This window comes from Allobosea lupini (assembly GCF_900109525.1).
In the GTDB taxonomy this organism is placed as follows: domain Bacteria; phylum Pseudomonadota; class Alphaproteobacteria; order Rhizobiales; family Beijerinckiaceae; genus Allobosea; species Allobosea lupini.
On the sequence record NZ_FOAN01000001.1, the window covers coordinates 44,366 to 57,481 of the forward strand.

Genomic DNA, 13,116 nt, shown 5'->3' on the forward strand with positions numbered 1-13,116 from the left:
TCATGGGGATTTGGCCATCGATGGCCGCTGAGCTGCCATTCCAGGAGGACGGCACGCCGGAACGCGCGTCCGGCGAGCCCTCGTTCGTGATCGACGTCGACGGCTATGAAGGGCCGCTCGACCTGCTGCTCGATCTCGCCCGCCGCCAGAAGGTCGATCTCGCCCGCATCTCGATCCTGGCGCTGGCCGAGCAATACCTGTCCTTCATCGAAACGGCGCGGGCGCTGCGGCTCGAACTCGCCGCCGATTATCTGGTGATGGCGGCGTGGCTCGCTTACCTCAAGTCGCGCATGCTGCTGCCGGAGCCGCCCAAGGGCGAGGAGCCGAGCGCGGCCGATCTCGCCACCGCACTGGCGCTGCGCCTGAAGCGGCTGGAGACGATCCGCGCGGCGGCGCAACGGCTCGCCACCCGTGAACGGCTCGGCCGCGACGTTTTCGCCCGCGGCGCGCCGGAGGTGATCGCTGTCGAGGATCGGCCAGTCTGGCAGGCGGAGCTCTACGACCTGCTGGCGGCCTATGCGCAGCAGCGCCAAAAGCGCATCCGCCAGCCGATGAGCGTCGGCCAGCGGCAGGTGCTGTCGTTGGTCGAGGCGCGCGAGGCGCTGGCGCGGCTGGTCGGCGAGGCCGGCGAGTGGACCGCGATCGACGGCTATCTCACTCGCTACATGAGCAGCCATGGCCTGCCCGCCGAGACGATGACCGCGACGGTCCGGGCCTCCTCGCTCTCGGCCATGCTGGAGATGGTGCGCGAGGGCCTGCTCGACCTGCGCCAGGACGGTGCCTTCTCGCCGCTCTATGTCCGCCGCCGCTCGGCGCGGCCGCCGACGCTCGGCCTGTGAGGCGCTGATGGCCGTCGCTGAAGCCGAACGCGAGGACGAGGAGGACTGGGACGCCGACGAGGCGCTGGCGCGCGCCTGCCGCATCGTCGAGGCCTTGCTGTTCGCCTCGGTGCAGCCGCTTTCGGCAGAGGACCTCGCGAAATCGGTGCCCGCGAATGTGCCGATCGAGCGGGTGATCGCCGAATTGCAGCAGACCTACGCCCTGCGCGGGGTGACGCTGCATCGCGTCGCCGGCGGATATGCCTTCCGCACCGCGCCAGATCTCGCCTATCTGCTCGCGCCGGAAGCCGAGGCGCCGCGCAAGCTCTCGCGCGCCGCCCTGGAGACGCTCGCCATCATCGCCTACCACCAGCCGGTGACGCGGGCCGAGATCGAGGAGATCCGCGGCGTCGCCACCGCCAAGGGCACGCTCGACATCCTGCTCGAAGCGGGCTGGGTGCGCCTGCGCGGCCGGCGCCGTTCGCCGGGGCGGCCGGTGACCTTCGGCACAACGCCCGCCTTCCTCGACCATTTCGGGCTCGACCGCATCGACGATCTGCCGGGGCTGGAGGAATTGAAGGGGGCCGGCTTCATCGAGGGGCGCCTCGCCAAGGACCTCACCGTGCCGGTGCCGGACGACGATCCGGGCTTGCGCGACGACGAGGATCCGCTCGGCGATCTGTTCACGCCGCTTGACGACGGCGACGCCAGCTAGCACAGCGCAGGCGATCGAGCCCGGCGGGCCGGCAGGAGAACGAGTTGGCTCGAAGCGAAAGCAGGATGCGCTGGCTGGGGTGGGGACGGCGCGGCACCGCTGGCGCCGCCATTCCGATGGCGCTCGGTTTCGATGGCGTCACCCAGCGATTCGGCGCTGTGACGGCACTGGACCAGGTCTCGCTCAGCGTCGCACCGGGTGAGATCGTCGCTTTGCTCGGCCATTCGGGCTGCGGCAAGACGACGCTGCTGCGGCTCGCCGCTGGCGTCGAGCGGCCGAGTTCGGGGCGTGTTCTGCTCGAAGGGCGCGACGTCTCCTCGCCGGCTCACTTCGTCGAGCCGGAGGCGAGGGGGGTCGGCCTCGTCTTCCAGGATTACGCGCTCTTCCCGCATCTTTCGGTGCGCGAGAACGTCCGTTTCGGCCTGCGCGGCTATGGCAATGCCGAAGCCGATGCGACGGCGCTGCGCGCGATCGCCCGCGTCGGCCTCGCTGATCTCGCCGAGGCCTATCCGCATATGCTTTCGGGCGGCGAGCAGCAGCGTGTGGCCCTTGCGCGCGCGGTTGCACCGCGTCCAGGCGTGCTCCTGATGGACGAGCCCTTCTCCAATCTCGACCGCCGCCTGCGCGACGTGGTGCGCGACGAGACGATGGCGCTGCTGCAGGAGATCGGCGCAACCTCGATCATCGTCACCCACGACCCGGAGGATGCGATGCGCGTCGCCGACCGGATCGTGCTGATGCAGCACGGACGGATCGTCCAGAGCGGCACCGCCGAAGAGCTCTATCGACGGCCTACCAGCCTCTTTGCCGCCCGATTTTTCTGCGATCTTACCGAAATCGACACTGTTGCGCGGGACGGCGCGGTGGATACCCCGCTCGGTCGGTTCCCGGCGGCAGGTCTGCCCGAGAACGCGCCGGCGGTTCTCGGCATCCGGCCGCAAGCGATCCGGCTGGTGCCGAAGGGCTTCTGTCTGCAGGCGCGGGTGATGACCCGGCGCTTCCTCGGCGAGGTCGACCATGTCGAGCTTGCGGTCGATGGTCTCGACAAGCCTCTGGTGGCGCGGCTGCCGCTGCGCGGTTCGGTCGCCGAGGGCGAGGATGTCGGCATCGACATTGCGATGGACGAAGTCCTTGTGTTCCCTGTAGGGGACACCTAGGTTCCGGCACAAGCATCTGGCCCCTCGGCACAACCGGGGCCGCGCGTTCAAATTCGGAGGAGTACCGCCATGGGTGGCGTCAGCATCTGGCACTGGATCGTCGTCGGCGTCATCGTCATGCTGCTCTTCGGCCGCGGCAAGGTGTCCGAACTGATGGGCGATGTCGCAAAGGGCATCAAGTCGTTCAAGAAGGGCATGGCCGAGGACGACACGCCGCCGCCGGCCGCGCAGCAGCCTGTCGATCCCAAGGTGATCGACCAGACCGCCCAGACCGCGAGCCCGCAGCCGGCCAAGGCCGAGACCAAGGCCTGATCTCGTAGGAGCGGACCTGCCGATCAGGTGAATCCTGATCGGTTTCGATTCCGGCGCCTTCCCGGCGCCCTACAAGATTTCCAAAGGACCGGCCGTCGATGTTCGACATCGCCTGGAGCGAAATGCTGCTGATCGGGGGCGTCGCGCTCGTCGTGATCGGCCCCAAGGAGTTGCCGGGCGCACTGCGCACGGCCGGGCAGGCGATCGGCAAGATCCGGCGCATGGCTGCCGAATTCCAGGGCCAGTTCAACGACGCGATGCGCGAAGCCGAGCTGACCGACCTGAAGAAGCAAGTCGACGACATCGGCAATTCGATCCAGGCCTCGACCAATTTCGATCCGATCGAGCCGATGAAGGATTTCGGCGCCACCGACGCCTCGAAGCCGGCTGCGGCCGACGACAAGGCGATGAAGGATGCCGAGGCGACGCTTGCGGCGCTGCCGGCTCCCGAGTTGCCGGCACCCGTCAGCATCGAGCCAGCACCCGTCGCCGAGCCCGCGCCGGAAGAGAAACCCAAGCGCCGCCGCAAGACGGTCGCGACCGAGGAGCCGGCCGTGCCGACCGAGATCGCGGCTGAAGAGCCGGCGGCCAAGCCGGCCCGCAAGCGCAAAGCCAAGGCCGCCGAGGCCGAGGGCGGAGAGACGGCATGAGCGTCGTCGAGACGAACGCCCAGGCGAGGCGCGAAGGCGAGGATGAGATCGAAGCGTCGCGCGCGCCGCTGATCGACCATCTGATCGAATTGCGCTCGCGGCTGATCAAGTCGCTCATCGCCTTCCTGGTCATGTTCTTCATCTGCTTCGCCTTCTCGACGCAGATCTACAACATGCTCGTACTGCCCTATGTCTGGGCGGCGGGGTCGAGCGCCAATGCGCAGCTGATTTATACCGGCCCGCTCGAGCTGCTCTTCACCCATATCAAGGTCGCGGCCTTCGGCGCCGGCTTCTTCGCGTTCCCGGTGATCGCGACGCAGATCTACAAGTTCGTCGCACCCGGCCTCTACAAGAACGAGCGGCAGGCCTTCGCGCCCTACCTGGCGGCGACACCGATCTTCTTCGTGCTCGGCGCGGCGCTGGTGTTCTTCTTCGCCATGCCGGTGCTGATGAAGTTCTCGATCGGCATGCAGCAGTCGGCGAGCGAAGGGCAGGCCGGCATCGCGCTCCTGCCCAAGGTCAGCGAGTATCTCTCGCTGATCATGACGCTGATCTTCGCCTTCGGCATCTCTTTCCAGCTGCCGGTGATCCTGACGCTGCTCGGACAGGCGGGCATCATCGATTCGCAGTTCCTGAAGGACAAGCGCCGCTACGCCATCGTCTTCGTCTTCGTGATCGCGGCCGTGCTGACGCCGCCCGACGTGATCTCGCAGCTGATGCTCGCCGTGCCGATGCTGCTGCTCTACGAGCTCTCGGTGTTCTCGGTGCGCCGGGTCGAGAGGAAGCGCGATGCGACGAAGGTGGCCGAGGACGCAGACGCCTAGCGCAGCTCGGTTACTCACCAAATTCATGTGATCACTCGTTCAAAAGTGATGATATCCGCCGCAGATACTTGGCGCTGCTGGCGGATCCTGGTGCTGTGCGCTCAGGCCGCCGCCGAACAGAAGCCTCCCATTCACGTTGATGCACAGGGTTGTGATCGTCGGCTGCGGAGCCTTGCTCGCAACACAATGTTAATATGAACAGCGGATGAACAGATGCGCGGCCACCTCACAGCCGCGCAGGTGGATGCGGTGGTGACGTGAGCGGATTCTGGCGCCTGGTGCTGTTCGGAAAAGGGCCCCGCGATGCGGCCTCGCCGGGCCGTGACCTGCGCATCGATGTGATCCGCGGCCTGATCTTGCTGGTGATCTTCGTCAATCACATGCCGGGCAATATCGTCTCCTCCTTGATGCCGCATAATTACGGCTTCTCGGATGCTGCCGACATCTTCGTGCTGCTCGCCGGCGTCTCGGCTACGTTCGCCTATGGCCGGCTGATCGACCAGCGCGGGCTCCTCGTCGGCTCGCTCAAGGTCGGCGCCCGGATCTGGACGCTTTACATCGCGCACCTGGCACTGTTCGTGCTGGTCTGCGGCATCGTGGCGACGGCGGTCGTGCGGACCCAGAATGCACTCTATGTCGAGGCGATCAACATCCAGCCCTTCTTCAGCGATACAGCGGCGGCGATCGTGAACGCGTTGGGCCTGGTCTACCAGCCCTATTATCTCGACATCCTGCCGCTCTACATCGTGCTGCTGGCGGCGTTCCCGCTGATCTACCTCACCGCGCGGACCAGCCCTCTGACGGCGCTCGCGGTTTCCGTCGCGATCTGGCAGGGCGCGACGCTTGCCGGACTCAACCTGCCGAACCATCCGGGCGATGGCGGCTGGTTCTTCAATCCCTTCGCCTGGCAGATGCTGTTCACGTTCGGCGTCGTGATCGGCCGGCTCGGCCTTGTCGGCGCCGGCGTGCCGAAACTGCGCCTCGTCGACGCCGCGGCCGTCGTGATCGTCCTGTTCGCCGCGATGGTGAAGCTGTCCTCGGGTAATCCGTTCGGCGTCGCGCTGTTGAACGAGTGGATCGACAGCCTGCAGATCGGCATCGACAAGACCAATCTCGCCTGGCCGCGTGTCGTGCACCTGGCGGCGCTGGCTTGGCTCGTATTGCGTTTTCTCCGCCCTGACGCAGGCATTCTTACCGGCGTGGCGGGCCGGCGGCTGGCCTCGCTCGGGCGGCATTCGCTCGAAGTGTTCTGCGCCGGCATAGTCCTTGCGATCATCGGGCAGATCATCCTTGCGGAGACATCCTTCGCTCTTTCGATCCAATTGATCGTGAACCTCAGCGGGATTACCATCCTGCTCGGGCTAGGAACCTTTCTGTCGTGGTACAAGACGCTCACGGCACGCGCCGCAAGCGCCCCTCGCGAGCAGGCCGCTACGGCCTGAGTGCGCTCCTTCTGCTCCTGGCGTCGGCTCTGCCGGCCATTGCCGGGCCCAAGCCGCTCGCGCAGATGGTGGACGGACGCTGCCGCGCCGGGGCGGCCCAGCACCCGTTCAAGCCGACGCTGACGGCCGCCAAGCGCATCCTTACCGAGACGAACCGGCTCACCATCGTCGCTCTCGGTTCGTCGACGACCGCCGGGACCGGCGCCAGCGATGCCGACCGCAGCTATCCTGCCGTACTCGAAGCCGAATTGCGCCGGCGCCTGCCGGGACGCGAGGTCAAGGTGCTCAATCTCGGCGTCGGTGGCCAGTCGGCCTATGAGATGTATCTGCGGCTGGAGGCCGAGGTGATTCCGGAGAAGCCGGCGCTGGTGATCTGGCAGACGGCGGTGAACGATGCCATCCGCGACATCGGCGAGGAGAAGCTCGCCAAGATCCTGCGCAAGGGTGCTCACAAGCTGCAGGAGGCCGGGATCGATCTCGTGCTGATGGATATGCCCTGGCTGCCGCGCGAGGGTCGCTATCCGAAATACGACGACTACCGCGCCGTGCTGGCGAAGACGGCGAGTGAGAGCGGCGTGCCGGTCTTCCCGCGCTACGCGATGATGAAGGCCTGGTCGGGCACGAAGCTGTTCAGCGAGGAGGAGATCGTCGGCATGGACGGGCTGCAGGTGGTCGAGGCCGGCTATCGCTGCCTCGCCATCCGCCTCGCCGACGGCATTGTCGCCGACCTCGGCGAGGGGCGTGAGCCGGGCAAGCCGACGAATTGAGGCAGCCTCAGCGAGCGATCACCTCGATATCGCGGTCGCGGCCGGCCTCGACCTTGAAGTCGCGCGAGAAGACCTGGCCTTCCTGCCGGGCGATCAGCACGTAGTCGCCCTCGGCCAGGATCACCTGCGGGAAGGCGCCGATCGCCTCGCGGATGACGTCGCCGCCCGGGGTGAGCACGCTGAAGGCGGTGCCGGCGAAGGCCTCGCCGCCGGGGCCGGCGACGAGCTTCAAGGTCACCTGCGCAGCGCGGTGATGCAGGGTCGCCTGGGTGACCTGGCCGGATTCGACCCGGACGTCGGAGCGCTGGATCGCGTTCGAATCGCCATAGGTCGAGACGATGTGATAGGTGCCCTCGGGCAGGCGGATCAGCTCGCCTGACTTGACGCTGGACGCGACCAGGCGGCCTTCCGAATTGCCCTGCAGCGGCACGAACACCGAGAAGTTCAGCAGATTGGGCGCGATCGGCGTCTCGCCGATCGAGCCGGCGAGCGAAAGGCCGCCGGCACTGATGCTGAGCCGGTCGGTCAGTCCCTGCGGGCCGAGCGTGACGCGCTTGGTCGCGCTGGCGAAGCCATAAGCGGCGTGAAGCAGATAGATGCCCGGATCGAGCGGGAAGCTGGGCTCGGCATTGTTCGAGCGCGCGATGATCTTGGGCGGCGAGCCGTCGGCGGATTCGCTCAGCACGCGCCAGACCAGCCCGGAGCGGACCGGCTTGCGATTGCCGGAGAACTGGGCGCTGACGGTGAGTATCGCCTGGCCAGGGCGGGCGGCGGGGGCGATATCCGGCGGCGGCGAGCCGGGCGTCGTGGCCGAGGGCGTCGCGCCGGGCGTCTGGGCGAGCGTCGAAGAGACGGTGAGCGCAGATATCATCAGCGCAGCCATCGCCGCACGCGTCGCTTTCGCGGGGAGCGCTGCCACCGTCTTCAATTCTTTGCGTTGAAACATGCGCTGCGCCGTCATCATCCTTGCACCGGGGAAGGAGCAGGTTCGCTTGTCCTCATCATGGCGAAACCTTAACTGGGAACCGTCATCCCCGTCGCTGCGCCATCTTCCGGATCGTTCATGACCGACACGCTCTCACTGCTCAAGCTCCGTCGCTCGGTGCCACCGCAATTTCTCACCGCTCCGGGGCCGGACGATGCGCAACTGCGCGAGATCCTGACCGTGGCGGCGCGCGTGCCCGACCATGGCAAGCTCGCGCCCTGGCGCTTCATCGTCTTCTCCGGGGCTGCCAAGGAGAAGGCAGCCGAGATCGTCGGAGCCGTCTTCAAGGAACGCAATCCGCAGGCCGACGAGGACAAGGTCGCCTTCGAGCGCAAGCGCCTGCTCCATGCCCCCGTCGTGATCGCCGTGGTCTCGCGGGCCCGCAAGCACGAGAAGATCCCGGAATGGGAGCAGGAGCTCTCGGCCGGCGCCGTCTGCATGAACATGCTGATCGCGGCCGAGGCGCTCGGCTTCAACGGCTCCTGGCTGACCAACTGGTTCGCCTTCGACCGCAAGGTGCTCGATGCCTTCGGGCTCGCGCCGGACGAGCGCGTCGCCGGCTTCGTCCATCTCGGCAAGGCGGATGGCCGCCCGGCCGACCGCGAGCGGCCGGACCTTGCCGCGATCGTCAGCCGGTTCGGAGCATGAGCGCGATGTACTACACGGATCAAGGGCGCGATCTCGATTTCCGGCACGATCCGTTCAAGGCGATCGTGACGCCGCGGCCGATCGGCTGGATCAGCGCGGTAAACGCCAAGGGCGAGGTCAATCTCTCGCCCTACAGCTTCTTCAACGCCATCTCGTCACGCCCGAACATCGTGATGTTCTCCTCCGAGAACAAGAAGGATGCGGTGGCCTTCATCGAGGAGACCGGCGAGTTCACCTGCAGCCTGGTGAGCAAGGCGCTCGACCAGCAGATGAACCTGACCTCGGCGCCGCTGCCGCGCGGCGAGAATGAATATGTCCATGCCGGGCTGGAGATGGCGCCGTCGCGCATCGTCAAGCCACCGCGGGTCGCCGCCAGCCCCGCTGCGCTCGAATGCAAGCTGCTCTCGATCCAGCAGCTCAAGGACATCGACGGCAACGACGTGCCGCGCTGGATGGTCCTCGGCCAGGTCGTCGCGACCTATGTCGGCGAGGCCTTCGTCCATGACGGCCGCTTCGACACGGCCAAAGCCAATCCGATCGCGCGCTGCGGCTACAGCGACTATGCCGAGGTCAGCGAATTGTTCTCGATCGTTCGGCCGGCCGGAGGCTGAGCGCCATGTTCCGGCGCCAGGACGAGGAGCCGGACGAGCAATGGCGCATGACCGTGAACCTGCTCGCGATCATTGCCGTGCTGGTGATGATCGGGGCGGGGTTCTGGCTGCTGCGCGAACTGAACGCCGCCAAGAAGGCGCAGGAATGCCTGGCAAGCGCGGCGCGGCATCAATGCCGGCAGATCGGGACCCGGTGACCGCGTCCCGAAACTCGAATCAGCGGAATCGCTTGCGCCGGATCATTGACGCAATCTGTCAGCCCGCGCCTTCAAGCGGCGGGCGCGCATCAGGTGCGGCCGGTCGAGCATCTCGCCGTCGAGCCCGACCACGCCGAGGCCGGGGTTCTCGTCGAAGAGCTTGATGATCGCCTCGGCCCGGGCGAGCGCGTCGGGCGAGGGCGAGAAGACCTCGTTGATGACAGGCACCTGCGCCGGATGGATGGCCATCTTGCCGGTGAAGCCGTCGCGGCGTGCGGCGATGCATTCGGTGCGCAAGGCCGCCTCGTCCCGGAAGGCGGTGAAGACGGTGTCGATCGCGTCGACCTGCGCCGCCGAAGCCGCAAAGAGCAGGAGCGAGCGTGCCAGCCGGTAGGGATCGGCATAGGTGCCGCTTTCCAGCCGGTTGGTCTCGGCACCGAGATCGGCCGAAAGATCCTCGGCGCCCCAGGTCAGGCCGGAGAGGCGGTGGCTGGCGCCGGCATAGCTGCCGAGACCGAAGATGCCCTTGCCGGTCTCGGTGGCGATCGCGATGATCTTGGTCCCGCCGTCGGGCAGGTCATACTCCGCCTCGCGTACCGCGACATGGGCTGCGAGATGGCTGAGATCGGGCCCACCCTCCGCCTTCGGCAGCATGATCGCGTCCGGGCTGCCCTGCATGACGACATCGAGATCGGCCTCGGTCATGCCCGTCGTGAGTGCGTTGACGCGCACGATCAGGCGGGGGCGCTTGGCCCGGCCATTCACCTCCTTGAGGAAATCGCGGGCGAGTTCGCGCGCAGCCGGCTTGGCATCGAGCGCGACGGAATCCTCGAGGTCGAGGATCAGCGCGTCGGCGCCGCTGTCCAGGCCCTTCTGCAGCTTCTTCTGGTTGTCGGCGGGGACGAAGAGGAGCGAGCGCATCAGGCCTGTCCTTCCACGGGACGCTTCTTCATGAAAGCCTGCCGGCGGCACTGCGCCACCAATGTGCCGTCCTGCTTGTAGGCGCGGTGGTGGAAGTCGACGATCCCGGCGTCCGGCCGCGACTTCGATTCGCGCTTGGCGACGATCTGCGTGACGCAGTTCACCGTGTCGCCCTCGAAGAGCGGGGCCGGGAAGGTGACGTCGGTCATGCCGAGATTGCCGATGGTGGTGCCGACCGTCGTGTCGTTGACCGAGATGCCGATCATCAGGCCGAGCGTGAACAGCGAGTTTATCAGCGGCTTGCCCCATTCGGTTTCGGTCGCGCAGAAATGCGCGTCGATGTGCAGGGGCTGCGGATTCAGCGTCATATTGGAGAACAGCATGTTGTCCATCTGCGTGACCGTGCGGGTCAGCCGATGCTCGATCGAGACGCCGATCTCGAAATCCTCGAAATAGAGCCCGCCGCGCCTATGCCGCATCGCTTCCGCCATCGTCTTGCTCCTGTGGCACTTTTTCGGTCCGGGCCGGGGTCGGCAAACGGCCGTTTTAACGGTTCGCTTACCATAATCGGTCCAGTCTCTGCGTGTGCTCCGGTCCGCCTGGAACGGCAGCGGCCCGAGTGACCCAATGTTCCTTTTCAGCACGCCGAGCACCCGCGAGACAACGCCCGCCAATCCTGTGGTCAGCGCGATCAAGCAGGGCGCAGACAAGACCGGCGTCGGCTTCGACTATCTCCTCAAGACCGCGCAACGCGAATCCTCGCTGGAGCCGGATGCGAAAGCGCGCACCTCGAGCGCGACCGGCCTGTTCCAGTTCATCGAGCAGACCTGGCTGTCGATCATGCGTCAGGAAGGGCCGAAGCAGGGCATGGCGAATTATGCCGGCGCGATCAGCGAGGACGGCAGCGGCCGCTTGACCGTGTCGGATCCGGCGCTGCGCGAGAAGATCCTGCAGTTGCGAACCGATCCGCAGGTCGCAACCGTGATGGCCGGCGCGCTGACGCAGAAGAATGCCGAGCAGCTCGGCCAGGCGCTCGGGCGCCAACCGCAGGCCGGCGAGCTCTACATGGCGCATGTTCTGGGTGCGCGTGGCGCCACCGACCTGATCCGTACGGCCGGGAATGACCCGACGCGTGCCGCCGCTCGCGATTTCCCGGAGGCGGCCGCGGCGAATCGTTCGATCTTCTACGACAAGGCCGGCCGGGCCCGCAGCGCCCAGGAGGTCTACGGATTGCTCGCCGCCAGCCATGCCAACACCCAGGTCGCAGCGACGACCGGCGCCATGCTGGCGCAGGCCAAGCCTACGGGTACTGCTACGACAGCGACCGCTTACGCGTCCGAGCCCCCGGTCGCACCGATCGCCGCGGCGCTTGCGCCAGATCGGGCAAGGGGGCTGATCGGCCTGTTCTCGACCGAAGGATCGCGTGCGCCGGTTTCGAAGGCCGTCGCCAATCTCTGGACCACGCCGCGCAGCAACAGCACGTCCCGTACGACCGGCGACGATCCGGCGACCCGCTATTTCCCGCGTGTGAGCGCCACGACGAGCGAAGGCGAAGCCTCATCCGCCGGCAAGACCGCCAAGACGGACAGCGCGAGCGCAACGACCGCTTCGGCCACCGTCAGCGCGCCGTTGCCGCCGTCGCGGCCGCGTGATCTCGCCGTGGCGGATACACAGACGGCGTCCAGCGAGACAGTCGCCACCCGGCGCCAGCGGCGCGGGCCGCTCGATCTCAGCCAGTTCATGCTCCATGGGAGGCGCGGATGATCGTCCGTCGCTTCCTGCTCTGGGCCCGCACTGCGCCGGCTGAGGCACGTGCGAAAGGGGCTGCCGCATTGGCGGGCGCCTATCTGCGCTCGGCGATGTCGCCCGAGGATAAGCGCGAGGCGCAGACGGCCCTCATATCACTGGTCGACGACCCCTCGCCATTGGTCCGCCGTGCGCTTGCCGAGGAACTCGCTGCCGCGCCGCAGGCGCCGCGCAATCTGGTGCTGGGGCTGATCGCCGAGCAGAGCGACATCGCTGCCCTGTTGCTGGCGCAGTCGCCGGTGCTTACCGAGGCCGATCTCGTCGATGCCGCAGCCGTTGGAGACGGCCTCGCGCAGCGGGCGATCGCGCAGCGGTCCTGGCTGTCGCCCGGCATCTGCGCTGCCTTGGCCGAGGTCGGCTGCGAGGAGGCGCTGGTTGTCCTGCTCGCCAATCCGACCGCCGAGATTCCCGATTTCTCGCTGGAGCGCATCTTCGAGCGCGAGGGCGAGGCAGGAGCGGTGCGTGAGGCCATGCTGGCGCGCGACGACCTGCCGCCGGGCTTGCGCCAGGCGATCGCCGCCAAGGTTTCCGATGCGCTCGCCGCCTTCGTCTCGGGTTGCGGCTGGCTGACCGAGGAGCGCAGCGCCCGGCTCGCCCGCGAATCGACCGAGCGGGTCGCGGTCGCGCTCGCGGCCGGCGGCGAGGCGAGCGATGCACCGGCGATCGTCGATTGCCTGCGCGAGAATGGCCGCCTGACGCCGGGCGTGATCCTGCGCTCGCTGCTGAGCGGCGAGCCGGCCCTCGCCGAATCCGCCTTCGCGGCGCTCTCCGACCTGCCGCTGAAGCGCGTGCAGGCACTGCTCTGGGATCGGCGCGGGGCCGGCCTCAGGGCGCTCTATCGCAAGGCAGCAATGCCGGAGGCCCTGCTGCCGGCCTTCGCCGCCGCCGTGGAAGCGCTGAAGCAAGTGGGCCCCGGATCCCACGGCAGGGGCGGCATTGACCGTAACCTTCTGGCGGAGGTCCTGATCGCCTGCGAGAGCCTGGAAGGTCCTGGGGCCAATGCGCTGATGGCGCTGTTGCGCAGGCTCGATGCGGAGGCGGCCCGCGACGAGGCACGGGCACTAGCGGATTCGCTCGCCGACGATGCGGCCCTGGCATTGCTGGTCGAAGCCGATCCGAACTTCCTCATCGAGCTCGATCTCGGCGACCTGCGCGACGCGGCCTGAACGATCCGGGTGATTCCGCCGCCGGCTTGACCGGCTGCTGGCATGCTGGTTGCCTGACGGCCGCCGTATCGCCAGGGCTCCACCATCCCGGATCGAC

The 13,116-nt window shown here is 67.4% G+C and carries 16 protein-coding genes; 13 read left to right on the forward strand and 3 right to left on the reverse strand.

The window, feature by feature from the left end; genetic code table 11:
• The first annotated feature begins 20 nt into the window (after positions 1-20).
• From BMZ21_RS00230 to BMZ21_RS00265, 8 genes are all read left to right on the forward strand, one after another.
• Entirely contained in the window at positions 21-839 is an 819-nt protein-coding gene (locus BMZ21_RS00230; RefSeq protein WP_091828519.1) for a segregation and condensation protein A, read from the forward strand.
• Positions 840-846: 7 nt separating this feature from the next.
• Complete coding sequence (gene scpB, locus BMZ21_RS00235) at positions 847-1,533, forward strand: SMC-Scp complex subunit ScpB (protein ID WP_091830439.1); 687 nt, start codon at positions 847-849, stop codon at positions 1,531-1,533.
• Between the two features lie 65 nt (positions 1,534-1,598).
• Complete coding sequence (locus BMZ21_RS00240; RefSeq protein ID WP_091828521.1) at positions 1,599-2,690, forward strand: ABC transporter ATP-binding protein; 1,092 nt, start codon at positions 1,599-1,601, stop codon at positions 2,688-2,690.
• Positions 2,691-2,759: 69 nt separating this feature from the next.
• Positions 2,760-3,002: a twin-arginine translocase TatA/TatE family subunit gene (locus BMZ21_RS00245; protein ID WP_091828523.1), complete on the forward strand. Its 243-nt coding sequence runs from the start codon at positions 2,760-2,762 to the stop codon at positions 3,000-3,002.
• Between the two features lie 98 nt (positions 3,003-3,100).
• On the forward strand, positions 3,101-3,652 hold the full coding sequence (gene tatB, locus BMZ21_RS30545) for a Sec-independent protein translocase protein TatB (RefSeq protein WP_091828525.1): 552 nt from the start codon (positions 3,101-3,103) through the stop codon (positions 3,650-3,652).
• Positions 3,649-4,476, forward strand: coding sequence for a twin-arginine translocase subunit TatC (tatC, locus tag BMZ21_RS00255; RefSeq protein ID WP_091828527.1), 828 nt, complete (start codon positions 3,649-3,651; stop codon positions 4,474-4,476). Before tatB ends, tatC begins: the two co-directional genes overlap by 4 nt.
• 257 nt (positions 4,477-4,733) lie before the next feature.
• Complete coding sequence (locus BMZ21_RS00260) at positions 4,734-5,918, forward strand: OpgC family protein (protein WP_091828529.1); 1,185 nt, start codon at positions 4,734-4,736, stop codon at positions 5,916-5,918.
• Positions 5,855-6,685, forward strand: coding sequence for an SGNH/GDSL hydrolase family protein (locus tag BMZ21_RS00265; protein WP_091828530.1), 831 nt, complete (start codon positions 5,855-5,857; stop codon positions 6,683-6,685). Before BMZ21_RS00260 ends, BMZ21_RS00265 begins: the two co-directional genes overlap by 64 nt.
• A gap of 7 nt (positions 6,686-6,692) precedes the next feature.
• On the opposite strand, the gene BMZ21_RS00270 is transcribed toward BMZ21_RS00265, so the two are convergent.
• Positions 6,693-7,556 (reverse strand): hypothetical protein, encoded by an 864-nt coding sequence (locus BMZ21_RS00270; protein ID WP_143079617.1) that lies wholly within the window; start codon positions 7,554-7,556, stop codon positions 6,693-6,695.
• A 192-nt stretch (positions 7,557-7,748) separates the two neighbouring features.
• Here BMZ21_RS00270 and BMZ21_RS00275 point away from each other — a divergent pair, with 192 nt between their 5' ends.
• From BMZ21_RS00275 to BMZ21_RS00285, 3 genes are read left to right on the forward strand one after another with little or no spacing between them, the layout of a single operon-like run.
• Positions 7,749-8,318: a nitroreductase family protein gene (locus tag BMZ21_RS00275; protein WP_091828534.1), complete on the forward strand. Its 570-nt coding sequence runs from the start codon at positions 7,749-7,751 to the stop codon at positions 8,316-8,318.
• Positions 8,319-8,323: 5 nt separating this feature from the next.
• Positions 8,324-8,929 (forward strand): flavin reductase family protein, encoded by a 606-nt coding sequence (locus BMZ21_RS00280; protein WP_091828535.1) that lies wholly within the window; start codon positions 8,324-8,326, stop codon positions 8,927-8,929.
• A 5-nt stretch (positions 8,930-8,934) separates the two neighbouring features.
• Entirely contained in the window at positions 8,935-9,126 is a 192-nt protein-coding gene (locus tag BMZ21_RS00285; protein ID WP_091828537.1) for a hypothetical protein, read from the forward strand.
• A gap of 42 nt (positions 9,127-9,168) precedes the next feature.
• Here BMZ21_RS00285 and BMZ21_RS00290 read toward each other — a convergent pair whose 3' ends face one another.
• Together BMZ21_RS00290 and BMZ21_RS00295 are read right to left on the reverse strand one after the other, a co-directional pair.
• Positions 9,169-10,047 (reverse strand): HpcH/HpaI aldolase/citrate lyase family protein, encoded by an 879-nt coding sequence (locus BMZ21_RS00290; RefSeq protein ID WP_091828539.1) that lies wholly within the window; start codon positions 10,045-10,047, stop codon positions 9,169-9,171.
• The gene (locus BMZ21_RS00295) at positions 10,047-10,538 is read right to left on the reverse strand and encodes a MaoC family dehydratase (RefSeq protein WP_091828541.1); all 492 of its coding nucleotides are present in this window, start codon (positions 10,536-10,538) and stop codon (positions 10,047-10,049) included. The genes BMZ21_RS00290 and BMZ21_RS00295 overlap by 1 nt, the downstream gene beginning before the upstream one ends.
• 136 nt (positions 10,539-10,674) lie before the next feature.
• On the opposite strand from BMZ21_RS00295, the gene BMZ21_RS00300 reads away from it, so the two are divergent.
• Together BMZ21_RS00300 and BMZ21_RS00305 are read left to right on the forward strand one after the other, a co-directional pair.
• Positions 10,675-11,811: a transglycosylase SLT domain-containing protein gene (locus BMZ21_RS00300; protein WP_091828543.1), complete on the forward strand. Its 1,137-nt coding sequence runs from the start codon at positions 10,675-10,677 to the stop codon at positions 11,809-11,811.
• Positions 11,808-13,019, forward strand: coding sequence for a DUF2336 domain-containing protein (locus BMZ21_RS00305; RefSeq protein ID WP_091828545.1), 1,212 nt, complete (start codon positions 11,808-11,810; stop codon positions 13,017-13,019). Before BMZ21_RS00300 ends, BMZ21_RS00305 begins: the two co-directional genes overlap by 4 nt.
• Positions 13,020-13,116 lie beyond the last annotated feature (97 nt).